This window comes from Streptomyces murinus (genome assembly GCF_002154555.1).
Classification (GTDB): Bacteria; Actinomycetota; Actinomycetes; order Streptomycetales; family Streptomycetaceae; genus Streptomyces; species Streptomyces murinus.
Genome location: NZ_MUNF01000212.1, coordinates 1 through 22,701, shown reverse-complemented (window position 1 = coordinate 22,701; position 22,701 = coordinate 1). Strand labels below are relative to the sequence as shown.

Below are 22,701 nucleotides of genomic sequence, written 5' to 3'. Positions count from 1 at the left end.
GAGCCCTTGTGGGGCCGCCGGTGGCGATCGGTGACTCCTGGTCGTACAGGAACCACTCGTCGGCGCGGAACGGCCGGTGGAACCACATGGCGTGGTCCAGCGAGGCCATGTCGAAGCTCCGGCGGCCCCACAAGGGCTCGATGGGGATGCGCACCGCGTCCAGGAGTGTCATGTCGCTGGCGTAGGTCAGCGCGCAGGTGTGGACCAGCGGGTCGTCGCCCAGTGGTCCGACCGCGCGCATCCACACCGCGCTGCGCGGCTCGGCGCCCTTGACCTCCTCGTCGTTCCAGCGCAGCGGCTCGGCGTACCGGATGTCGAAGGGCTGGCGGCGTGCCATCCGCTCCAACTGCTCCGGCAGCGCGCCCAGGTGCTTGCGTATCTCCTCGGCCACGGTCGGCAGCGACTCGGGGTGTGTCAGCTCACGGGCGGGCGGCAGCTGGTGTTCGAACGGTCCTTCCTCGGGCTTGTGAAAGGAGGCGGTCAGATTGAAGATCGTGCGGCCCTGCTGCACCGCGGTGACCCGACGCGTGGTGAACGAACGCCCGTCGCGGACCCGCTCCACCTGGTACACGATCGGCACGCCAGGCCGGCCCGGGCGCAGGAAGTACGCGTGCAGCGAGTGCACCGGGCGCTCGCCGTCCGTGGTGCGGCCTGCGGCGACCAGGGCCTGGCCCGCCACCTGGCCGCCGAAGACCCGCTGGAGGGACTCCTGCGGGCTGCGGCCGCGGAAGATGTTGACCTCGATCCGCTCCAGGTCGAGCAGATCGACCAGTCTTTCCGCCGGGTTCGTCGTCATGGGTGGGATTCTCCTGTGGTCACAGCTGGCCGACGTCGGTGACGCGGATGACCGCACGGCCCTCGGCGTCCGAGGCCGCGAGGTCGACCTCCGCGCTGATACCCCAGTCGTGGTCGTCGTTCGGGTCGTCGAAGATCTGGCGGACCCGCCACAGGCCGTTCTGCGGCTCTTCCTTGATGACCAGCAGCTTGGGACCGCGGGCGTCGGGACCGGTGCCGAGATCCTCGTACTCGTCCCAGTACTTGTCCATCGCCTCGCCCCACGCGTCGGCGTCCCAGCCGGACTCGGCGTCCATCTCGCCCAGTTCCTCGACCTGGTCCAGCGCGGCCAGCTCCACCCGGCGGAACAGCGCGTTGCGGACCAGTACCCGGAAGGCGCGCGCGTTGGTGGTGACGGGCTTGACCTCGTCGGCCTTCTCCTGGGCCTGCTCGGCGGTCATCTCCTCGGGATTCGCCAGCTGCTCCCACTCGTCCAGCAGGCTGGAGTCCACCTGGCGCACCATCTCGCCGAGCCACTCGATCAGGTCCTGGAGATCCTCGGACTTCAGGTCGTCCGGGATGGTGTGGTCGAGGGTCTTGTAGGCGCCGGCGAGGTAGCGCAGCACGATGCCCTCGGTGCGGGCCAGCTCGTAGAAGGACACCAACTCGGTGAAGGAGAGCGCGCGTTCGTACATGTCGCGGACGACCGACTTCGGCGACAGCGGGTGGTCGCCGACCCACGGGTGGCTCTTGCGGTAGGTGTTGTACGCGTGGAAGAGCAGCTCTTCCATCGGCTTGGGGTAGGTGACGTCCTGGAGGCGCTCCATGCGCTCCTCGTACTCGACGCCGTCGGCCTTCATCGCGGCCACCGCCTCGCCGCGCGCCTTGTTCTGCTGGGCGACGAGGATCTGCCGCGGATCGTCCAGGGTGGACTCGACCACGGAGACCATGTCGAGAGCGTAGGACGGCGACTCGGGGTCGAGGAGTTCGAACGAGGCGAGGGCGAAGGTGGACAGCGGCTGGTTGAGCGCGAAGTCCTGCTGGAGGTCGACCGTGAGCCGCACGATGCGCCCCTCGGCGTCGGGCTTGTCGAGCTTTTCCACGATGCCGCCGTCGAGCAGCGAACGGTAGATCGCGATCGCCCGGCGGATGTGCCGCAGCTGCTGCTTGCGCGGCTCGTGGTTGTCCTCCAGGAGATGGCGCATCGCCTCGAAGGCGTTGCCCGGCCGGGCGATCACCGACAGCAGCATGGTGTGCGTCACCCGGAAACGGGACGTCAGCGGCTCCGGCTCCGAGTCGATCAGCTTCTGGAAGGTGTTCTCCGTCCAGGCGACGAAGCCCTCCGGCGCCTTCTTGCGCACCACCTTGCGCCGCTTCTTCGGGTCGTCGCCCGCCTTCGCCAGCGCCTTCTCGTTCTCGATGACGTGCTCGGGCGCCTGGGCCACGACGAGGCCCGCCGTGTCGAACCCGGCACGGCCGGCCCGGCCCGCGATCTGGTGGAACTCGCGCGCCCGCAGGGTCCGCACCCGGCTGCCGTCGTACTTGGTCAGCGCGGTGAACAGCACGGTACGGATGGGCACGTTGACCCCGACGCCGAGCGTGTCCGTGCCGCAGATGACCTTCAGCAGGCCGGCCTGGGCGAGCTTCTCCACCAGCCGCCGGTACTTGGGCAGCATGCCGGCGTGGTGCACACCGATGCCGTGCCGGACGTACCGCGAGAGGTTGCGGCCGAACTTGGTGGTGAAGCGGAAGTTGCCGATCAGCTCGGCGATCTGGTCCTTCTCCTCGCGCGAGCACATGTTGATGCTCATCAGCGCCTGGGCCCGCTCCACGGCCTGCGCCTGGGTGAAGTGGACGATGTACACCGGCGCCTGCTTGCTCTCCAGCAGCTCGGTGAGTGTCTCGGTGAGCGGGGTCAGCTTGTACTCGTAGGAGAGCGGCACCGGACGGGTCGCCGAGCGGACCACCGCCGTGGGGCGGCCGGTGCGGCGGGCGAGGTCCTTCTCGAAGAACGACACATCGCCCAAAGTGGCCGACATCAGGATGAACTGCGCCTGGGGCAGTTCCAGCAGCGGAATCTGCCAGGCCCAGCCGCGGTCGCCCTCCGCGTAGAAATGGAACTCGTCCATGACGACCTGGCCCACGTCCGCGTTCTTGCCGTCGCGCAACGCGATCGAGGCCAGCACCTCGGCGGTGCAGCAGATCACGGGTGCGTCGGCGTTCACGGAGGCGTCGCCGGTGAGCATGCCGACGTTCTCGGTGCCGAACAGCTTGCACAGCTCGAAGAACTTCTCCGACACCAGGGCCTTGATCGGTGCCGTGTAGAAGGTGACCTCGTCCCGGGCCAGCGCCGCGAAGTGCGCACCCGCGGCGATCATGCTCTTACCGGAGCCGGTGGGCGTGGAGACGATCACGTTCGCCCCGGACACCGCTTCGATCAGCGCCTCTTCCTGGTGGGGGTAGAGGGTGAGGCCGCGCTCCTGGGCCCACGACTCGAAGGCTTCGTACAGGGCGTCGGGGTCGGCGGTCGGCGGCAGCTGATCGATGAGGGTCACCCTCCCATCTTGCCTGTCCTCCTCCCCGATCGGGGAATCGGCTGGGGCCGGGAAGATCACGGCAGCTACGCTGTGTCGCCGACGGGGCGTCAGCGCTCCGTGCCAACTGGACAGCGGTATACGAGGAATGGGGCGGGAAGCGGCCATGATGGGACCAGCACACTCACTGTCGGGAGCCGCGGCCTGGCTCGGCGTCGGGGCGGCCGCCGCCGCGGCCGGGCACCCGATGCCCTGGCCGGTCCTGCTGGTCGGCGCCCTGATCTGCGCGGGCGCCGCGCTCGCACCGGACCTCGACCACAAGGCCGCCACCATCTCGCACGCCTTCGGGCCGATCTCGCGCTGGCTCTGCGAGATCGTGGACAAGCTGTCCTACGCCGTCTACAAGGCGACCAGGAAGAAGGGCGACCCGCGCCGCTCCGGCGGCCACCGCACTCTGACGCACACCTGGGTCTGGGCGGTTCTGATAGGCGCCGGCGCCTCGGCGGCGGCGATCACCGGGGGCCGCTGGGCGGTGCTGGCGATCCTGTTCGTGCACATGGTGCTGGCGATCGAGGGCCTGCTGTGGCGCGCGGCCCGGGGCTCCAGCAGCGACATATTGGTCTGGCTGCTGGCGGCGGCCTCCGCTTGGATCCTGGCGGGTGTCCTCGACAAGCCCGGCAACGGCTCGGACTGGCTGTTCACCGAGCCCGGTCAGCAGTACCTGTGGCTGGGGCTGCCGATCGTGCTGGGCGCGCTGGTGCACGACATCGGGGACGCGCTGACCGTCTCGGGCTGCCCGATTCTGTGGCCGATCCCGCTGGGCCGCAGGCGCTGGTACCCGGTGGGTCCGCCGAAGGCGATCCGCTTCCGGGCGGGCAGCTGGGTCGAGCTGAAGGTGCTGATGCCCGTGTTCATGGTGCTCGGCGGGGTGGGCTGTGCGGCGGCCCTCAATGTGATCTGAGGCCGCGTGATCTGAGGCCGCCCGCCGGATCAGGTGGCGTCGCCCGCGTCCGCCTGGCCGTAGCGGCGCTCGAAGCGGGCGATACGGCCCTCCGTGTCGACCTGGCGGGCCTTGCCGGTGTAGAAGGGGTGGCTCTCCGAGGAGATCTCCACGTCGATCACCGGGTAGGTCTCGCCGTCGTCCCAGTCGATGGTCTGCTCGCTCCGCGCGGTGGACCGGGTCAGGAACGCGTAGCCGGCGGCGCGGTCACGGAAGACCACGGCGTGGTAGTCGGGGTGCTTGTCCTGCTGCATGGCGGCTCCTTGTGCGGGGCGGTCGGGCAGGGCGCGGACGGGACGGCCGGGGCCCGGAGGTCACCCGGAGAGGGAGTCCTCGTCCACGATGTGCATCGCGGCCTCCTCGGCGGAGGCGGCGGCGCCGTCGATGCCGACGTCGCTGGCCACGAGCGCGGCTTCCTCGTCCTCGTGCGCCCCCTCGTCGGGCGCCACCAGGCGGCCGGAGCGCAGATCGCCGACCTCGTTGTCGAGGAGTTCCCCGTCGGTGCCCTCGCAATCGCCGATGCCGTCGCCGTCGGGGACCTCCCGGTCGGGCATCTCCTCGGCGAGGCGCTGGTCCAGGGTCTCGCCCGCTTTTCGCTCGGCCGCGGTCACGCCGTCGTGTTCCACCGCCCAGGGGCGCTCCGGAGGCGACCAGCCGCGGTCGAGGGGATCGTCGACACCGTCGAAGTCCAGAGTGTCCTCGACGTCGAGCACCCCCGAGTCCTCCCGGACCTCCGAGGGATCGGGATCGGGCTGGTAGACGTCGTCCCCCCAGCTGTCGGCGCTGTCCACGACTACCTCCAGGTGGTGAGGACGGCCGGATACCGCCGAAGCGGGCGGCGGGCCGTCGGCACACGCGGCACGGATGTCGCACGGCGCGAACCGGGAGGTTCCCGGGCGGAACTCGCGCCGGTGCCGTTCTCCAGCCTTCCACTGCTGCTCACCACCGCGCAACGGCACGGGGCCCGGGCAGCCCTCGAGGGGCCCGCCCGGGCCGGGGGCTCAGCCGTGCCAGGACCGCCACAGGGCCGCGTACGCGCCGCCCGCCGCGACCAGCTCGTCATGGCTGCCCAGCTCACTGATCCGGCCGCTCTCCACCACGGCGATCACATCGGCGTCGTGGGCGGTGTGCAGCCGGTGGGCGATGGCGACGACCGTACGGCCGTCCAGGACCTTGGCCAGGGACCGCTCCAGATGACGGGCCGCGCGCGGGTCCAGGAGCGAGGTCGCCTCGTCCAGGACCAGTGTGTGCGGATCGGCCAGCACCAGCCGGGCCAGCGCGATCTGCTGGGCCTGCGCCGGGGTCAGCGTCAGCCCGCCGGATCCGACCTCGGTGTCCAGGCCCTCGTCCAGCGCCCGGGCCCAGCCGTCGGCGTCCACGGCGCCCAGGGCCGCCCACAGCTCCGCGTCGTCGGCGCCGTCGCGGGCCAGCAGGAGGTTGTCCCGCAGGGAGCCGACGAAGACGTGGTGCTCCTGGTTGACCAGGGCGACGTGCGAGCGGACGCGTTCGGCCGGCATCCGGGACAGCTCCGCCCCGCCGAGGGTGACCCGGCCGTCCCGGGGCGCGTAGATCCCGGCGAGCAGCCGGCCCAGGGTGGACTTGCCCGCACCGGAAGGGCCGACCAGGGCGAGCCGGGTGCCCGGCGCGACCTTGAGGGACACCTCGCGCAGCACGTCGACGCCCTCCCGGTAGCCGAAGCGCACCCGGTCGGCGTGCACGTCCCTCCCCTCGGGCGCCACCGACGCGTCCCCGGCGCCCGGCTCGATCTCCCGGACCCCGACGAGGCGGGCGAGCGACACCTGGGCCACCTGCACCTCGTCGTACCAGCGCAGGATCAGGTTGACCGGGTCGACGAGCATCTGGGCCACGAGCGCGCCCGTGATCAGCCGGCCCACCCCGAGCCACCCGTGCAGGACGAGCGTTCCGCCCACCATCAGGACCGAGCCGAGGACGATGACGTGGGTGGCGTTGATGACCGGGAACAGCACGGACCGCAGCCAGAGTGTGTACCTTTCCCACGCGCTCCAGGACTTGATCCGCTGCTCGGACAGGGCGACGCGGCGGGCGCCCAGGCGGTGCGCCTCGATGGTGTGGCCCGCGTCCACGGTCTCGGCGAGCGCGGCGGCGACGGCCGCGTATCCGGCGGCCTCGGAGCGGTAGCCGGCGGGCGCCCGCTTGAAGTACCAGCGGCATCCGGCCACCAGCACCGGCACGGCGAGCAGCACGGCGGCCGCGAGCGGCGGCGCCGTCACCACCAGCCCGCCGAGCAGCAGCAGGGCCCATACGACACCGATCGCGAGCTGCGGTACGGCCTCGCGCATGGCGTTGGCGAGGCGGTCGATGTCGGTGGTGATACGGGAGAGCAGATCGCCGGTGCCGGCCCGTTCCAGCACGCCGGGTGGCAGGCCGACCGAGCGGACGAGGAAGTCCTCGCGCAGGTCGGCGAGCATCCGTTCGCCGAGCATGGCGCCGCGCAGCCGCACCTGCCGGACGAACACCGCCTGTACGGCGAGCGCCAGCAGGAACAGGCCGGTGGTGAGGCCGAGATGCAGCTCCCGGCTTCCGTCCGACAGCCGCTGGACCAGGTCGCCGAGCAGATAGGGGCCGGTCATGGAGGCGATCACGGCCACCGTGTTCACGGTGATCAGCAGCAGGAAGGCCCGGCGGTGCCGGCGGAACAGCTCGGAGACGTAGGCCCGTACGGTCGCGGCCGTGGCGACGGGCAGGGTGGTGGCGGTCGTCGGGGCCGCCGGGTCGTGGGCCGGTGGTGCGACGCCGATCATGCGCTCTCCTCGATCTCTGCCAGCTCGCCGAGCGCGTCCAGCAGCGCGTCCTCGTCGGCGGTGGCGGGTTCGGCTTCCGTCTCCCGTGTCACCACGGCCCGGTACCGGGGCTCGTTGTCGAACAGCTCCCGGTGCGTGCCGGTCGCCATGACCTCGTCCTCGTGGACCAGGACCACCCGGTCGGCGCGGTCCAGGAGCAGCGGCGAGGAGGTGAACACCACCGTCGTGCGCCCTGCGCGCAGCCGGCGCAGTCCGTCGGCGATGCGGGCCTCGGTGTGCGAGTCGACCGCGGAGGTCGGCTCGTCCAGCACCAGCACCTCCGGGTCGGTGACCAGGGACCGGGCCAGGGCGAGCCGTTGGCGCTGGCCGCCGGACAGGGACCGCCCGCGTTCGGTGATGCGGGCGTCCATCGGGTCGGCGGCGTCCAGGGAGCCCTGCACCAGGGCGTCCAGGACGTCCTCGCACCGTGCGGCCGCGAGCGCGTCGGCGGCCGTGACGGCGCCGGACGCGGGCACGTCGAGCAGTTCGCGCAGGGTGCCGGAGAGCAGCACCGGGTCCTTGTCCTGGACGAGGACGGCGGTCCGGGCGAGGTCCAGGGGGAGTTCGTCCAGGGCCGTCCCGCCGAGCAGCACCGAGCGGCCCGGTTCCGTGGGGTGGCCGCCGAGCCGTTCCGCGAGCCGGCCGGCCGCGTCCGGGTCGCCGCACACCACCGCGGTGAGCCGGCCGGCCGGAGCGGTCAGCCCGGTGGCGGGGTCGTACAGATCGCCGCGGGGCGCCTCCGCCCGGTCGCCGCCCGCCGCTTCGCGGACGTCGCCGCCCGCCGCCGACCTTTCCAACGACAGCACCCGTGCGGCGCGCTTGGCCGACGGGCGGGAGAAGGAGTAGGACATGGCGATCTCTTCGAAGTGCTGCAAGGGATAGCTCAGGACCATCACCGAGCTGTAGACGGTGACCAGTTCACCGACGGCGATGCGGCCCTCGCGGACCAGGTGGACGCCGTACCAGACGACCGCGATCAGCAGCAGTCCCGGCAGCAGTACCTGCACGGCCGAGATCAGTGACCACATACGGGCGCTGCGTACGGCCGCGTGGCGTACCTCCTGGGAGGCGCGGCGGTAGCGGTCGAGGAAGAGTTCCTCGCCGCCGATGCCGCGCAGCACCCGCAGTCCGGCGACGGTGTCCGAGGCCAGCTCGGTGGCGCGGCCCGCCTTCTCGCGCTGTACGTCGGCGCGGCGGGTGGCGCGGGGCAGCAGCGGCAGCACGGCGAGGGCCACGACGGGGAGTCCGGCGGCGACGACCGTGCCGAGCGCGGGCTGGTAGACGAGGAGGCCCGCACAGACGACGACCACCGTCACCGCGGCGGCGGTGAAGCGGGACACCGCCTCCACGAACCAGCCGATCTTCTCCACGTCTCCGGTGGACACGGCGACCACCTCGCCGGCCGCCACCTGCCGGGTGAGCGCCGAGCCGAGGTCGGCCGCCTTGCGGGCGAGGAGCTGCTGGACGCGGGCGGCGGCGGTGATCCAGTTGGTGACGGCGGCCCGGTGCAGGAAGGTGTCGCCCACCGCGACGGCCGTGCCGCACAGCAGCATCAGAGCGCCCGTCAGGGCCAGCCGGTGGCCGGACCGGTCCACGACGGCCTGTACGGCGAAGCCGACGCAGAAGGGCAGCGCGGAGACGGCGACGAAGTGGAGCAGGCCCCAGGCCAGCGCCTTGAGCTGGCCGCCCAGCTGGTTGCGCCAGAGCCACCACAGGAATCGGGGCCCCGAGCGTGCGTCGGGCACACCGGGGTCGGGATAGGGAAGGTCGTGAATCTGCATGACGTCCAGATGGCTCGTGACAGCGTGTCAGGGAACGGCGGCAGCCGGGGGTGGCGGCGGCTGGGGACAAGCCGTGAAAGGGTCGCTTCGCAGAGTCGGGAATTTCAAACGGTTTTCGCGTCAATCGGGCGTCGTGTCAGCATGGCCCGGTGCATATAGACAGTGTGCGGCGCTCGACGCGCTGGGCGGCGGCCCTCGGAACCCTGCTCCTGACCACCCTTTCGGCCTGCGGCACGGCCTCCTCCGGCTCCGCGCCCGGCCACCACGGCCCGGCCGCGTCGACCGCTTCCGGCTCCGCGCCCGCTTCCGACCCGGTCCGCCTCCCGGGTGTCGGCAGACGTCTGTACGCACGGATACCCGCGCAGTCCCGCCAGGTCGTGGCCGTGTACGGAAAGGGCCGGGACTCGGCCGAGTCCGAAGTGGTGCTCTATGCGCGGCAGGGCGGCGGCTGGCACCAGGAGGGCAGCTGGGCGGCGCACAACGGGCGGCGCGGCTGGACCCTCGACCACCACGAGGACGACAAGCGCAGCCCGGTGGGTGTGTTCACGCTGTCCGCCGCGGGGGGTACGTTCGCCGACCCGGGGAGCAAGCTGCCGTACGACCACAACACCTACGCCTACGCGTCCCCGAAGGAGTGGCCCAAGGCGTACCAGCACGACTTCGGTTACGTCATCGCCATCGACTACAACCGCGTGCCGGGCACCCCGCCGCGCGACGGCGCACGCCCCCTGGGCGCGGCCAAGGGCGGCGGGATCTGGCTCCATCTGGACCACGGGAGCGGCACCTCGGCCTGCGTGAGCATGCCGAAGAGCGCGATGGTGACGCTGCTGCGCACGCTCGATCCGGCCCGGCACCCCGTGGTGGTGATGGGGGACCGGGCGGATCTCGGCGCCTGAGGACCGCGCGGCCGTCAGTTGCCGGTCGAGCCGCCCTGGGGCGCCGAGGACGGTCCCGCCGCGACGGCCGAGCCGACCACGTCCACATCGCCGGCGCGGACGTAGGCGATCCGGTGGTCGAACTGGATCTGGTAGTAGGTCTCGTCGCCCCTGACCACCGGCTCGGGGCTGTCGACGAAGGCCGAGCGCGGCACGAAGGAACTGTCGATGGTGCCCTCGGTGACATACCGCTGGCCCGCGCGGAAGTGGTAGGGGAGCGGCGCCTCGGGCTCCCCCTCCATGCCCTCCGGGTAGGCGTCCTCCTCGGGCAGCGCGCGGCCGAAGACCGGGATCTCGTCCAGGCCCTCCTTGGGCGTCACCATCTTTCCGGCCGCGCCGACCGCCGTCGCCTGCTTCTTCGGGTTCTTGAACCAGGCCTTGCGGCCCTGGTACCAGACCGCCGTCCAGTCGCCGCGGCGCTCCGCGACGGCGAAGGTCTGCCCGGCCGAGGCCCGCGCGCCCAGGTCGTCGACGTCCAGCGTGGAGTCACCGCCGTCCGGGTGGCGGCCCGGGTCCTGGATCAGCGGCGCCTTCTCGTCCGGACGCGTGTACATGCGCACCGCGCTGGAGCCGTGCTTCGGGCACGGCGCCCCGGGCTTGAGGCAGCCCGTGAACTTGGGCGAGTGGGTGGCGTAGTCCGGCAGGATCGTCACCATGTCGCTGTTCGGCCCGGCGGTGGCCTTCAGGGGCGCGCCGAGAAGGTCGAAGTAGTGGCGCCAGTCCCAGAAGGGGCCCGGGTCGTCGTGCATGTCGGGGATGGAGTCGCCGGTCGGCGAGGGCACGTTGTCATGGCCGAAGATGTGCTGCCGGTCGAGCGGGATGTCGTACTTCTTGGCCAGATAGCGCACCAGCCGGGCCGAGGTCCTGTACATCTGTTCGGTGAACCAGGTGCCCGGCTGCCGGAGGAAGCCCTCGTGCTCGATGCCGATGGAGCGGGCGTTGACGTACTGGTTGCCGGAGTGCCAGGCCTCGTCCTTGGTCTGGATGTGCTGGGTGACATGGCCGTCGCTGGAGCGGATCGAGTAGTGCCAGGACGCCTCGGTCGGGTCCTGGACCGTCTGGAACATGCTCGACAGCTTGGCCTCGGTGTCGTGGATGACGATGTACTCGATCTTCTGGTCGCGCGGCCGGTCGGCGAGGTCGTGGTTGCCGTAGTCGCCGTCGTCGTCGATCTCCTCGTACGGCGCCGCGAGCCAGTCGCAGGCCACCTCGGCAGGGCACTCCGTCCCCTTGGCGTGCTGGGGCTTCTCGGTGCGGACGGTGTGGGGGCGCACGGAGGGGCTCGCGGGCAGGGAGACCTCCTGGCCCTCGGCGGTGGTGCGGTGGGCGCCCTTGCGGATCACCGAGAAGACGTCGTTCGCGTAGGTTGCGGCCGAGCTGACGTCAGGAGTGCCGGGGAAACGTTCCACCGCCTCCCACCAGTCCGCGGGATTGTCGCTCAAGGGCTTGCCCAGCTGCTGCTGGGTGGCCGCCAGCAGGGCGGCGCCGCCGCGCACATTGGCGGTGGCATCGGTACGCAGCCGCCCGGCCGGGGCGTCGGTCAGCCGGGCGGCGCGCTGGAGGTCCGCCGGCTTCACGGACCGGCCGGCCAGGACACCGTCCGGCCGCGCGGCGGGCGCCCCCGCGGCCCCCGCGCTGGGCTGGAGCGCGCCACCGCCCTGGACGCCCGGGGTGGGCGAGGCGGCCGGGAACCGGCTGGTGTCCACCAGATGCATCGGCCCATAGCCGCCCGCGACGCTCGGGGAGCCCGGGTGGGCGTCCCAGCGGGTCTGCACATAGGACACGCTCATCAGCACACTGCGCGGCACATGGAAGTCATGGGCGGCATCGGTGAAGGCGACCTGGAGGCGCTGCTCGGGTGCGTCGTCGTCGGTCAGCGGGGTGAGCAGCAGCGGGGCCAGCAGGGCCGCCGATCCGATGGCGCATGCGGTCCGGCGGCACACGCGGCCGTTGGGGACACGTGGGGCGGTGGGTCTTTTCATGGCACGGGTCTCCAAACATGTTCAACGCGCTCTTCGCAGCCAGGACAAAGGAGTTGCCCCTGACAACCACCCCTTGTACGTTTCCGTGCCCCGCGTGTCCCGTCGCGCCAACCGTCACCGGGGTGGACCAGCGGCCCGGCAGAGGCCACCCGGTCGGCGGCAGCGGCTCCGCTCCGACGGCCCGTCAGTACGGGTGCCCGTACGGGACGGTGACGGAGGGCATCCGGGTCAGTCCTCGACCGGGTCGGCCCGCCAGTCGGGGTGGCCCGGCATGGGCGGGGTGTGCGGGCCGTGGAGCCAGGCGGTCAGAAAGGCTTTCAGATCCTGTTTCGCGACCCGGGAGGCGAGGTCGATGAAGTCCTGGGTGCCGGCCGCGCGGCCCCGGTAGGTGCTCACCCAGGACTTCTCGATCCGTTCGAAGACCGCGGTGCCGACCTTCTCCCGCAGGGCGTACAGCACCAGGGCCGAGCCGTCGTAGCGCATCACCTTGAACAGCGTGTCGGCGGCGGGTTCGGCCGGCGCGCCGTCGTCATGGCGCCACTGGTCGTGCTGCTCGTAGGCGTCACGCATCGCGTCGTCCAGGCTGACGCCGCCGTGCGAGTCGGAGTACAGCCGTTCGTAGAAACGGGCGTGACCCTCGCTCAGCCACAGGTCGGACCAGCGCCGGATGGCGACGCTGTCCCCGGTCCAATGGTGCGTCAGCTCGTGCACGAGATTGCGTTCGGCGTCGACCCGGTCGCCGAGCAGATCGTCCTTCGGTACGACGGACAGCGACTGGGTCTCCAGCGCCACCGGCAGCTCGGTGTCACCGACCAGCACGCCGTAGCGGCGGAACGGATACGGCCCGAGCCGCTGTTCGAGCCAGGCCAGGTGGTCCGGGGTGAGCGAGCGGTACTCCGCGGTGTCGCCGACCAGGTCGTCCGGGACCACATCACGCACCGGCAGCCCGCGCGGGCCGGTGCTGTTGACGACGCGGAACCTGCCGATCGCCAGCTGGACCAGCTGGGCCGCGATCGGCTGCTCGGAGTCGTAGGTCCGTTCGACGCGGCCGCCGGGTCGCGCGGTCGTGCTGACGAGGCGTCCGTTGGCCACCGCGCCGATGTTCGCGGGGGTCGTGACATGAAAGGTGATCGGTGCGCGCAGGCTCGGATGGTCGTCCGCCGGGAAGATCATCTTGGCGCCGTCGGGCTGGGCGCAGACCACGGTGCCGTCAGGTGTGGGCACCCAGCCGTAGTCCCGGATCGCGTCGTCGCGGTGGCGCTGCTGGGTGGGGTCGGCGGTGTAGGCGACATGGACGGTGAAGGCCCGGCCGCGGGGGATCGGCCGGGCCGGGGTGACGACGAGTTCGTCGCCGTCGCGTACGTACCTGGCCGGGGAGCCGTCGACGGTGACCCGGTGCAGCGTGTTGCCCGCGAAATCGAGGTCGAAGCGGGACAGGGCCTGGGTGGCGGCGGCGCTGATGGTGGCGCCCGCCTCGAACGGCGTCCGGGGCGCCTGCCAGTCGAAGTCCAGCGTGTATCGGCGGACCGTGTAGCCCCCGTTCCCGGCGAGCGGCATCAGCGGGTCGCCGATGCCCGGGGCGCCGGGGGACGGGGGTGCGCCTCCTGCCGGACCCGAGGCGGCGGCGCGCCCCGGTGCGGCGGCCGGGCCGGGCGCGCGCGAGCCCTGGCCCCCGCGCGGGAGCAGGTCGTAGCAGAGGGCGGCGCCGGTGAGGGTGAGGGCACCGGCGAGGGCGAGGGCCGTGCGGCGGGGGCGCCTCGTTCCGCGCACCTTCCGTGGCCCCTGGCCCGGGGGTCCTGCCGGGCTGCCTGCGGACATGATCTCCATGAACGCACTATGCCAGCGAGATCCGCTTATAGCACTAAATGTCTGTCAGGGTGACGATGCGCCAGATGCGCTCCGTGTGGCGGCTCCTGCTCCCGACGCCTCATTGCGGCCGGGCCCAACTCCCCGTAGAACACCGCCCATGAGACAACGGATAGTCATGTCCATGCTTGCGACCGCGGTCCTTCTGGTCGGCGCGCTCTTCGGCGCCGGGACCGCGACTGCGCGGGCCGCCGGCGTCCCCGCCGAGTTCGGTACCGACTGGCACGACCCGGTGACCGCCGCCCCGCCCGTCGCCCGGCCGCACACCAAGTCCTGTCAGGTCACCCTGGCCGACACGCAGTTCCGCGACTTCACCCCCTACCGGGGCGCGTACACCCCGCCCAAGGGCTGCGGCGACCATTGGAGCAAGGTCGTACTCCGTCTGGACGGCACGGTGAAGGGCCGTCAGTACGACCGGCTCGGCTATCTCCATGTCGGCGGGGTCGAGATCCTGCGCACCTCCACCCCGGAGCCCTCGCCGGACGGCATCGCCTGGCACGTCGAGAAGGACGTCACTCGCTACAGCGACACCTTCCGGAGCCCGCGGGACGTCGAGATGCTGATCGGCAATGTGGTCGACGACACCTACACCGGCGTCATCGACGTTCACGTCACCCTGACGTTCTACGCGGGCAGCCCCGCCGAGCGCACCCCCGACCGTGTGTTCACCCTCGCCGACACGCCCGACGGCACGACGCTCACCACGCCGCGCAACAGCGAGCGGATCGTCGCCGAGGTCTACGCGACCGGATCCGGCGGCGGCTGCGAGGAGTTCTGGTACCTGACGGTGGCCGACCCGGCGTCGTACTCCTGCAAGGCCGATCACGGCCCCTACCGCGAGGTGCAGATCAAGGTCGACGGCCGGACGGCGGGCATCGCCGCGCCCTTTCCGAACGTGTGGACAGGCGGCTGGTCCGATCCGTTCCTCTGGTATGTCGTCCCGGCGCCGGGTGCCTTCGACGTCCGGCCCATCGAGTACGACCTGACGCCGTTCGCCGGGCTGCTGGACGACGGCCGCCCGCACCGGGTCGAGGTCTCCGTCGTGGGGGTGCCGGCGGGCCAGGCCGGCTGGAGCACGCCGGTGAACGTGCTGGTGTGGCAGGACGCGCACCGCGACCGTCTCACCGGGGCGGTCACCGAGGACACGGCGACCGACCTGGTCAACTCCTCGACCTACACACCGGGTTCGGAGAACCGGGTGGACACGAAGGCCGGGCACCGGCTCACCGTCAGCGGATACCTCGACACCTCTCACGGACGAGTGACCACCACCGTCACCCGGACCCTCGCCGACACCTCCGTCCACCGCTGGACCGACGGCGAGAACACCGACGGACTGGACGCGACCTGGACCGACGACCAGACCGTCGCCACCACCGGGTCCGGCCCCGCGCGGTCGGCGCGCACGCTGCGGACATACACCCTCGACGGCGTCACCACCATCGGCTCCGACAATCGGCTGCGCACCGTGCTGACGCTCGGCGACCGCGCGTCGGTGACCGAGCTGCGCGGCGGCCGGCGCACCGCGTGGTCGCGGCTGGACGACACCTACCGCGGCGATGCCTCCTACGCCCTCGACGCCCCGCGCGAGCAGCGGCACGCGGTCGGCACCTCGTCGGAGCGCTACCGGTCGTACGGCTCGCGCGGCTGCTACGACCACACGCTGGCCACCGCTCAGGGCGCGCTGACGCTGGACCGCAGGGGCTGCTAGCCCGGGAGCCCTTCGGCGCGACGGGTCCGATCGTCGCGCCGGGGGTGGGGTCAGCAGGGCTTGGCGGCGTCTCCGTCGACCAGGGTGTCCAGCAGCACGCCGAGCACCTCGCGCTCCTTACCGGTGAGCGGGGCGAGTATCTCCTCGGCCGCCGAGCGGCGCGCGCCGCGCAGTTCGCGCAGGGCCGCGCGCCCCTCGTCGGTCAGCTCGATCCGGGTCACGCGCCGGTTCGCCGGATCCGCGGCCCGGCGCACCTTGCCGCTCGCCTCCAGCCCGTCGACCAGCGTCGTCACCGCGCGCGGCACCACTTCCAGGCGCTCGGCGAGGTCGGCCATGCGTGGCGGGGAGGGGTAGTGCGCAAGGGTGCGCAGCAACCGGGACTGGGCGGGGGTGATGCCCAGCTCACGCTGTTCCAGATGGCGCTTCTGGATGCGGTGCACCCGGCGGGTGAGCCGCAGCAACTGCTCGGCGAGCAGTCCCTCGGGATCGGGGGTGGTCATGCGGGAACAATATCAGGATGCAGTTCATTGTGAGTATAGGTAACAATGAGCTACGATCCGTTCCGTCATCGTCGGCCGGTCCCGGCCGGCGACCGCTCACCTCCGTAGGAGCCCATGCATCCCGACCGTGAGTCCTCCTGGACCCCGCCCGCCGACGCCAAGGACATGCCCCGGCAGTGGCGGCGGATTCTCAAGCTGTTCCGTCCCTACCGCGGGCGGCTCGCCGTCGTCGGCCTGCTGGTCGGCGCCTCCTCGCTGGTCTCGGTGGCCACACCGTTCCTGCTCAAGGAGATCCTCGACGTCGCCATCCCGCGCGGCCGCACCGGCCTGCTGAGCCTGCTCGCGCTCGGCATGATCCTCAGCGCGGTCCTCTCCAGCGTCTTCGGCGTGCTCCAGACGCTGATCTCGACCACCGTCGGCCAGCGCGTCATGCACGACCTGCGCACCGCCGTCTACGGCCGGCTCCAGCGCATGTCGCTGGCCTTCTTCACCCGCACCCGCACCGGCGAGGTGCAGTCCCGCATAGCCAATGACATCGGCGGCATGCAGGCGACGGTCACCTCCACCGCCACCTCCCTGGTCTCCAACGCCACCAGCGTGGTCGCCACCATCGTCGCGATGGTCGCCCTCGACTGGCGGCTCACCATCGTCTCGCTGCTCCTGCTGCCGGCCTTCGTCTGGATCAGCCGCCGCGTCGGCAATGAGCGCAAGCGGATCACCACCGAGCGCCAGAAGCAGATGGCCGCGATGGCCGCCACGGTCACCGAGTCCCTCTCGGTCAGCGGCATCCTGCTCGGCCGCACCATGGGCCGCACCGACTCGCTGACCGGCTCCTTCGCCGACGAGTCCGAGCGACTGGTCGACCTGGAGGTCCGGTCGAACATGGCCGGGCGCTGGCGGATGGCCGTGATCACCATCGTGATGGCCGCCATGCCCGCCGTCATCTACTGGACGGCCGGTCTCGCCCTCCAGTTCGGCGGCCCCCAGGTGTCGCTCGGCACCATCGTCGCCTTCGTCTCGCTCCAGCAGGGCCTGTTCCGCCCGGCCGTGAGCCTGCTGGCCACCGGCGTCCAGATCCAGACCTCCCTCGCGCTCTTCCAGCGCATCTTCGAGTACCTGGACCTGCCGATCGACATCACCGAGCGCCCCCGCCCGGTCCACCTCGACCGGGTCAAGGGCGAAGTCCGCTTCGAGGAGGTCGAGTTCCGCTACGACGACAAGGGCGGTCCCGTCCTCGACGGCATCGACGTCACCGTCCCCGCCGGCGGGGGCCTCGCGGTCGTCGGCCCCACCGGCGCGGGCAAGTCCACCCTGGGGTACCTGGTGCCGCGGCTCTACGACGTCACCGGCGGGCGGGTCACCCTCGACGGGGTCGACGTCCGCGACCTGGACTTCGACACCCTCGCCCGCGCGGTCGGCGTGGTCTCGCAGGAGACGTACCTCTTCCACGCCTCCGTCGCCGAGAACCTGCGCTTCGCCAAGCCGGGCGCCACCGACGAGGAACTGCATGCCGCGGCCCGGGCGGCGCAGATCCACGAGCACATAGCGGCGCTGCCCGACGGCTACGACACGGTCGTGGGTGAGCGCGGCCACCGCTTCTCCGGCGGCGAGAAGCAGCGCCTCGCCATAGCCCGCACCATCCTGCGCGACCCGCCTGTCCTCATCCTGGACGAGGCGACCAGCGCCCTGGACACCCGGACCGAGGCCGCCGTGCAGGAGGCCATCGACGCCCTCTCGGCGAACCGTACGACGATCACCATCGCCCACCGGCTGTCCACCGTCCGCGACGCCGACCAGATCGTGGTGCTGGACTCCGGGCATGTCGCCGAACGCGGCACGCACGAGGAACTGCTGGAGCGCGACGGGCGGTACGCCGCCCTGGTGCGCAGGGACGCGCAACTGGAGCCGGCCGGGTGAAAGCGGCGACCAGGGGCCAAGGGCCCGGACGGGTGTCCGGTGCCTCGGGTCGAGACGGGTAACTGGGCCGACAAGCTGAATATATGTCGGGTTTGCGGTGATGCGCGTATTACGGTTCCCGCATGCTGACGCACATTCCGCCACGGAGAAGGACCCGACTGACACGCCGGGGCAGACTCGCTCTCGTCGTGGCCGGCGCCGTCGTCGCCGGCACCGCCGTGGCGGTGCCGCTGCTGACGGTGACCGATCACCATGAGGCGCCCAGGCCCACCGCGCTCGTCGTCCCGGAGGGCTGGCGCGCGACCCAGGTCTACGACGCGATCGACAAGGCGCTCGCCCTGCCCTCGGGCAGCACCCGCGGCTCGCTCGGCAAGGCCCGGCTGACGCTCCCCAAGGACGCCGGAGGCAACCCGGAGGGCTATCTCTTCCCGACCTCCTACCCCCTGCGCAAGGGTGCGACCCCCGAGTCCGTGCTGCGGTCCATGGTGAACACCGCCCACGAGAAGTTCGACGGCGCACCGGTCGCGGCCGGGGCGCAGCGCAACTCGATGAACGTCTACCAGGCCCTCACCATCGCCAGCATCGTCCAGGCCCAGGCCGTGAAGAAGGAGGACATGGGCAAGGTCGCCCGGGTCATCCTCAACCGGCTGGAGCGCGGGATGCCCCTGCAACTGGACTCCACCCTCATCTACGCGCTGGGCCGCGCGCGCACCACCGAGGACGACACCAGGAGCGACAGCCCCTACAACACCTATCAGCGCATGGGCCTGCCGCCGACGCCGATCGGCAATCCTGGCGAGGACGCGATGCGCGCCGCCATCAATCCGACGCCGGGTGACTGGCTGTACTTCGTGACGGTCAAGCCCGGGGACACGCGCTTCACGGCCGACTACGACACACACATGCGCAATGTGGCGGACTTCAACTCCGAGCAGCAGAAGGTCGGGCAGCGGGCGGGCCAGGGCCAGAGCCCGTCGTCGAACCAGAGCCCGTCACCGAGCCACTCCATGTCCCCGTCCGCGACACGGTCCGGCAAGGCAGGCTGAGAGGGCGCCGACCGGTGCAAAGCCGACCGGTTCTGCGCCGACCGGTTCAACGGGGCGCGGCGGTCCGTCGGTTCGTCATGCGGCGGCCGGTCGGTCCTCCGCCAGCAACCGCCTGATGTCCCGTACGGCCGCGCGACCGGCCCGGTTGGCGCCGATGGTGCTGGCCGAGGGGCCGTAGCCGACGAGGTGGATCCGGGGGTCGGCCACGGTGCGTGTCCCCTCCATCCGGATCCCGCCGCCCGGTGCGCGCAGCCGCAGCGGGGCGAGATGGCCGAGCGCCGCCCGGAACCCGGTCGCCCACAGGATCACATCGGCGTCCACGCGGCTGCCGTCCCGCCATTCCACGCCGTCGGGGGTGATCCGGTCGAACATCGGCCGCCGGTCCAGGACGCCGTCCGCGAGTCCCCGGCGGATCGCGTCGTTCAGGGGCAGCCCGGTGACCGAGACCACGCTGCGCGGCGGCAGCCCCTCGCGCACCCGTTCCTCCACCAGCGCGACGGCGGCCCGCCCGGCGTCCTCGTCGAACGGGCCCTCGCGGAAGACCGGCGGCCGCCGGGTGACCCAGGTGGTCGCGGCGGCGTACGGGGCGAGTTCCAGCAGATGCTGGGTGCCGGAGGCGCCGCCGCCCACGACCACCACCCGCTTCCCGGCGAACTCCTCGGGCCCGGCGTACCGCGCGGTGTGCAACTGCCGCCCGCGGAAGGTCTCCTGGCCCGGATAACGGGGCCAGAACGGATGGTCCCAGGTGCCGGTCGCGTTGATCAGCGCACGGGTCGACCAGATGCCGTCGGACGTCTCCACGAGCAGCCGTCCGCCGTCCCCCTCGCGCACCGCCCGCACCTCCACCGGGCGCCGTACCCGCAGGTCGAAGGCGTGCTCGTACCGGTCGAAGTACGCGCCGATCACCTCGGCCGAGGGGCGCGCGGGATCGGCGTCGGTCAGCTCCATGCCGGGCAGCGCGTGCATTCCGTGCACCTTGCCGTACGTCAGCGAGGGCCAGCGGAACTGCCAGGCGCCACCCGGTGCGGGGGAGTGGTCGAGGACCACGAAGTCGCGGTCCGGCTCGAATCCGGCGCGGCGCAAGTGATAGGCGCCGGCCAGTCCCGCCTGACCAGCGCCTACGACGACCACCTCGACCTCACGCAATTCGTTCACGCTTCTACCAACAGCGTGCCGTGCGCGGCTCTTCCCGCCCGCTGTCGTACCCATGCGTCAGGATGGCAGCCATGTCAGATGCCTTCACCACCCGAATCCTGAACGTCTCCACCGGTAGCCGGGAACGCGTCGTCGACCTCACCGGGGACTGCGAGGACTTTCTGCGGGAGGCGGCGGGCGGTCGCGACGGCCTGCTGAACATCTTCGTCCCGCACGCCACCGCCGGGATCGCCGTCATCGAGACCGGCGCGGGCAGCGACGACGACCTTCTCGCCGCCCTGCACACCCTGCTCCCCGCCGACGACCGCTGGCAACACCGCCACGGCAGCCCCGGCCACGGCCGCGACCACGTCCTCCCGGCCCTGGTCCCACCCCACGCCACCCTGCCGGTGATCGCCGGCCACCTGGAACTCGGCACGTGGCAGTCGGTGTGCCTGGTCGACACGAACAGGGACAACCCCGAGCGCACGGTGCGTCTCAGTTTCCTCGGCTGAGTTTCCTGGGGCGAGCAAGATCATCCTGTGGGTGGCCGACGAATACGGGACGTGCCTGCTCGTGGGCTGTGCGACCCGCAAACACCGGACACGACGGCTCGGGCGCGTGGTGGCTGCGGCGGACGGACCGGCCGGCCACCTCACAACCGGTAGGCGAAGCGGAGCGCGCCGCCCTCCTCGCGGTAGAGCCCGCGGCCGCGCTCGCTGAACGGATTCGGCAACATGCGTATCTGCCGGTGTTCCGCGTCCAGTACCGAGGTGACCACCAGAATCCGCCAGCGGTCACTGCCGCCGTACTTCTGCGCCGCCCGTACCTCGGTTTCACCGAGCTCGATCTGCCCGCCCGGCCCCTGGGTGGCCTTGACCTCGTACAAGCGCGGATTCCTTCCGGAGCCGACCTCGAAGTCGTAGCCGAGGCTGTCGTCTCCGGCGGGCCCGGGGAAGACGTGCACCCGGTTGCCCGAGACCCAGCTGGTCTCGTCGGTCGCCCGGTCCTGCTCGCGAAGCCACTGGTAGGCGTACCACTCGCCGATGAAACCGATCGCCGAGCGCTGGGCCGACGACAGCCCGCGCTCTCCGTCAACGCGCTTGCCCGGCCGTCCACTTGAGGAGCCCGTCGCCCTCCGGGGCGGAATCGGCTTCAGCGCGGCCCAGCGACTTCGGGCGCTCCCGCTGAGGGGAGGGCCGGATGCCAGGGCGCGACGCAGCTCCGAGGCCAGCTCCGTGAAGTCGCCGGACTCGATGTCGAAGTCCCGTTCACCGAGAGAGATGATCCGCCTGCGCTTGGCTCGTTCGGCGCAGGCCTGCTCCGCGGCGTTCCGTACGCGGTCCACCTCGGCGGGAGTGAGTCCGTGTGCCTGGGGTTTCGAGGAGGCAGCCATGCCCGTCGGCCACTGCCCCAGGGCCGCGAGCCAGCCGACGACATCGTCGGCCGACAGTTCGCGGAAGTCGAGCGCGCCCGCCTCGTCCAGCAGAGTGGTGATCACCTCTGCGGCGGCTGCCTTCGCCAGCGCCGCGGGCGCCGGCTGATCCGCGGCCTTGACCAGCGCGACCAGGTCGGGGGTCGTCCTGGCTATGACCGCCTGATTGTGGCTACGCAACCTGTCCATGGCGGCAAGCCGTTCGCCCCTGGTCGGGGCGGGCGCTCCTAGACGGGCGGTGAGCGCCTGTTCGACCAGGTCCCGCAAGAGACCGGCATCGGCGGTGTCGACGGTGAACGCCCATTCCTCCGGAGCCGTGATCCATTTCAGGGAGCGGAGGGCGGGCCAGTCGGCGATGGGCCTGCGGGCGTCAAACTCTTCCCGACGGGCCCAGCGCAGCCGGTCGATGAGGAGGCCGCGACCGAAATCCACGTGCCGGCGAACGGCCTCCTCGTGGGCCTCGGCATGGCTGATCGGACGGTACCGGGGCGCGAGCCCTGCCAGGGTGCGGTTCAGGTCCGCGAAGTCGACGTCGGCCAGGGCCCGGAGGCCGTCGATGTCTCGTGCGTCGCGCGCGGCCGCGATGAGCTGCGCGGCGGGCAGGGGGAGCGCGGCGTCGTACGGTTCGAGGCGGGCGAGAAACTCCCGGGCGTCGGCCGGATCCGGGTCCGTCAGCTCCCTTGCCCGGTCGGTGCCGAGGGCATGTACGAGGAGGGGGAAGCAGCGCTCCAGTACTCCCGCGAGGGACCCGTCGAGGCGGTGAGCGGTCTCCCTGACCTGGTGGACGGAGAGATCGAGCACCGCTGCGAGCCGGCGCTCGGTCGGCCCTTCGAGGGATGCGTGCTCCCGCTCCAGTTCGCGGGCGGCGAGCTTGAGCGGGACGGCGTATTCAGGACGATCCAGGACCTGGCTGACCGCATAGCCGATCCGGGCCACGAAGTCCCAGGAAAGGGGCAGTTCCGGGGTGAGGACCAGCGGGTGGGACGAGTCGGGCAGGGGGAGCATGCCGTCTTGCCGCTCCGGGAGCTCCACGGCGGCCCCGTCCAGGGTGATCTTCAACGAGGCGTAGCGGTGGACGCGGACGCGGCGGACGGTCGCGACGAAATCGGTGAGCTCGGCGTCTGTCGGACGGCCGCCCCGGGGCGGATGGTCGGCCAGGACACCCACCGCGAGCGGAAGCCACGGCAACTCGTCGACGAGCGGTGTTCCGAGCCCTTCGGTGGTGCCGGAGGATCCGACGACGGTGGTGCCGGAGGCGCTGACG

17 protein-coding genes are annotated in these 22,701 nt (G+C 71.6%); 6 read left to right on the top strand and 11 right to left on the bottom strand.

What is annotated here, in order from left to right; all coding sequences use genetic code 11:
- A partial coding sequence (locus CCN72_RS14905) for an acyl-CoA thioesterase (protein ID WP_086807939.1) occupies positions 1 to 796 on the bottom strand: 796 nt, incomplete at its 3' end.
- A 19-nt stretch (positions 797 to 815) separates the two neighbouring features.
- Positions 816 to 3,329 carry a DEAD/DEAH box helicase gene (locus tag CCN72_RS14900; protein ID WP_085562885.1) on the bottom strand — a complete coding sequence of 838 codons (2,514 nt, stop codon included), beginning with the start codon at positions 3,327 to 3,329 and terminating at the stop codon, positions 816 to 818.
- A gap of 145 nt (positions 3,330 to 3,474) precedes the next feature.
- Here CCN72_RS14900 and CCN72_RS14895 point away from each other — a divergent pair, with 145 nt between their 5' ends.
- Positions 3,475 to 4,269, top strand: a complete 795-nt coding sequence (locus CCN72_RS14895) for a metal-dependent hydrolase (RefSeq protein ID WP_086807938.1) — start codon at positions 3,475 to 3,477, stop codon at positions 4,267 to 4,269.
- A 29-nt stretch (positions 4,270 to 4,298) separates the two neighbouring features.
- Here the strand turns inward: CCN72_RS14895 and CCN72_RS14890 are convergent, their stop codons facing one another.
- The 4 genes from CCN72_RS14890 to CCN72_RS14875 all read right to left on the bottom strand — a co-directional run bounded on the left by CCN72_RS14890 (position 4,299) and on the right by CCN72_RS14875 (position 8,911).
- The gene (locus CCN72_RS14890) at positions 4,299 to 4,562 is read right to left on the bottom strand and encodes a type B 50S ribosomal protein L31 (protein WP_037659094.1); all 264 of its coding nucleotides are present in this window, start codon (positions 4,560 to 4,562) and stop codon (positions 4,299 to 4,301) included.
- A 60-nt stretch (positions 4,563 to 4,622) separates the two neighbouring features.
- Positions 4,623 to 5,099 (bottom strand): DUF5709 domain-containing protein, encoded by a 477-nt coding sequence (locus CCN72_RS14885; protein ID WP_085562887.1) that lies wholly within the window; start codon positions 5,097 to 5,099, stop codon positions 4,623 to 4,625.
- A gap of 210 nt (positions 5,100 to 5,309) precedes the next feature.
- Complete coding sequence (locus CCN72_RS14880; RefSeq protein ID WP_086807937.1) at positions 5,310 to 7,091, bottom strand: ABC transporter ATP-binding protein; 1,782 nt, start codon at positions 7,089 to 7,091, stop codon at positions 5,310 to 5,312.
- The gene (locus CCN72_RS14875; RefSeq protein WP_086807936.1) at positions 7,088 to 8,911 is read right to left on the bottom strand and encodes an ABC transporter transmembrane domain-containing protein; all 1,824 of its coding nucleotides are present in this window, start codon (positions 8,909 to 8,911) and stop codon (positions 7,088 to 7,090) included. Before CCN72_RS14875 ends, CCN72_RS14880 begins: the two co-directional genes overlap by 4 nt.
- Positions 8,912 to 9,060: 149 nt before the next feature.
- On the opposite strand from CCN72_RS14875, the gene CCN72_RS14870 reads away from it, so the two are divergent.
- Positions 9,061 to 9,807, top strand: a complete 747-nt coding sequence (locus CCN72_RS14870; RefSeq protein ID WP_086807935.1) for a L,D-transpeptidase family protein — start codon at positions 9,061 to 9,063, stop codon at positions 9,805 to 9,807.
- A 14-nt stretch (positions 9,808 to 9,821) separates the two neighbouring features.
- On the opposite strand, the gene CCN72_RS14865 is transcribed toward CCN72_RS14870, so the two are convergent.
- On the bottom strand, positions 9,822 to 11,828 hold the full coding sequence (locus CCN72_RS14865) for an N-acetylmuramoyl-L-alanine amidase (RefSeq protein WP_086807934.1): 2,007 nt from the start codon (positions 11,826 to 11,828) through the stop codon (positions 9,822 to 9,824).
- A 228-nt stretch (positions 11,829 to 12,056) separates the two neighbouring features.
- The gene (locus CCN72_RS14860) at positions 12,057 to 13,598 is read right to left on the bottom strand and encodes a M1 family metallopeptidase (protein WP_244174229.1); all 1,542 of its coding nucleotides are present in this window, start codon (positions 13,596 to 13,598) and stop codon (positions 12,057 to 12,059) included.
- Positions 13,599 to 13,794: 196 nt separating this feature from the next.
- Here CCN72_RS14860 and CCN72_RS14855 point away from each other — a divergent pair, with 196 nt between their 5' ends.
- A complete protein-coding gene (locus CCN72_RS14855) occupies positions 13,795 to 15,405 on the top strand; it encodes a peptide-N4-asparagine amidase (RefSeq protein WP_208638009.1) in 1,611 nt (536 codons plus the stop codon).
- A gap of 50 nt (positions 15,406 to 15,455) precedes the next feature.
- On the opposite strand, the gene CCN72_RS14850 is transcribed toward CCN72_RS14855, so the two are convergent.
- Positions 15,456 to 15,905: a MarR family winged helix-turn-helix transcriptional regulator gene (locus tag CCN72_RS14850; RefSeq protein ID WP_086807932.1), complete on the bottom strand. Its 450-nt coding sequence runs from the start codon at positions 15,903 to 15,905 to the stop codon at positions 15,456 to 15,458.
- A 114-nt stretch (positions 15,906 to 16,019) separates the two neighbouring features.
- Here CCN72_RS14850 and CCN72_RS14845 point away from each other — a divergent pair, with 114 nt between their 5' ends.
- Both CCN72_RS14845 and mltG read left to right on the top strand, forming a co-directional pair.
- Positions 16,020 to 17,822, top strand: coding sequence for an ABC transporter ATP-binding protein (locus CCN72_RS14845; RefSeq protein WP_086807931.1), 1,803 nt, complete (start codon positions 16,020 to 16,022; stop codon positions 17,820 to 17,822).
- A 122-nt stretch (positions 17,823 to 17,944) separates the two neighbouring features.
- Positions 17,945 to 18,868, top strand: a complete 924-nt coding sequence (gene mltG, locus CCN72_RS14840; protein ID WP_086807930.1) for an endolytic transglycosylase MltG — start codon at positions 17,945 to 17,947, stop codon at positions 18,866 to 18,868.
- A gap of 75 nt (positions 18,869 to 18,943) precedes the next feature.
- Here mltG and CCN72_RS14835 read toward each other — a convergent pair whose 3' ends face one another.
- Positions 18,944 to 20,023 (bottom strand): NAD(P)-binding domain-containing protein, encoded by a 1,080-nt coding sequence (locus tag CCN72_RS14835; RefSeq protein ID WP_086807929.1) that lies wholly within the window; start codon positions 20,021 to 20,023, stop codon positions 18,944 to 18,946.
- A gap of 71 nt (positions 20,024 to 20,094) precedes the next feature.
- Between CCN72_RS14835 and CCN72_RS14830 the strand changes: the two genes are divergently transcribed.
- Positions 20,095 to 20,517, top strand: a complete 423-nt coding sequence (locus tag CCN72_RS14830) for a secondary thiamine-phosphate synthase enzyme YjbQ (protein ID WP_086807928.1) — start codon at positions 20,095 to 20,097, stop codon at positions 20,515 to 20,517.
- A 140-nt stretch (positions 20,518 to 20,657) separates the two neighbouring features.
- On the opposite strand, the gene CCN72_RS14825 is transcribed toward CCN72_RS14830, so the two are convergent.
- Positions 20,658 to 22,701 (bottom strand): protein NO VEIN domain-containing protein (locus tag CCN72_RS14825; RefSeq protein WP_143664102.1); only part of this gene is annotated, 2,044 nt, incomplete at its 5' end.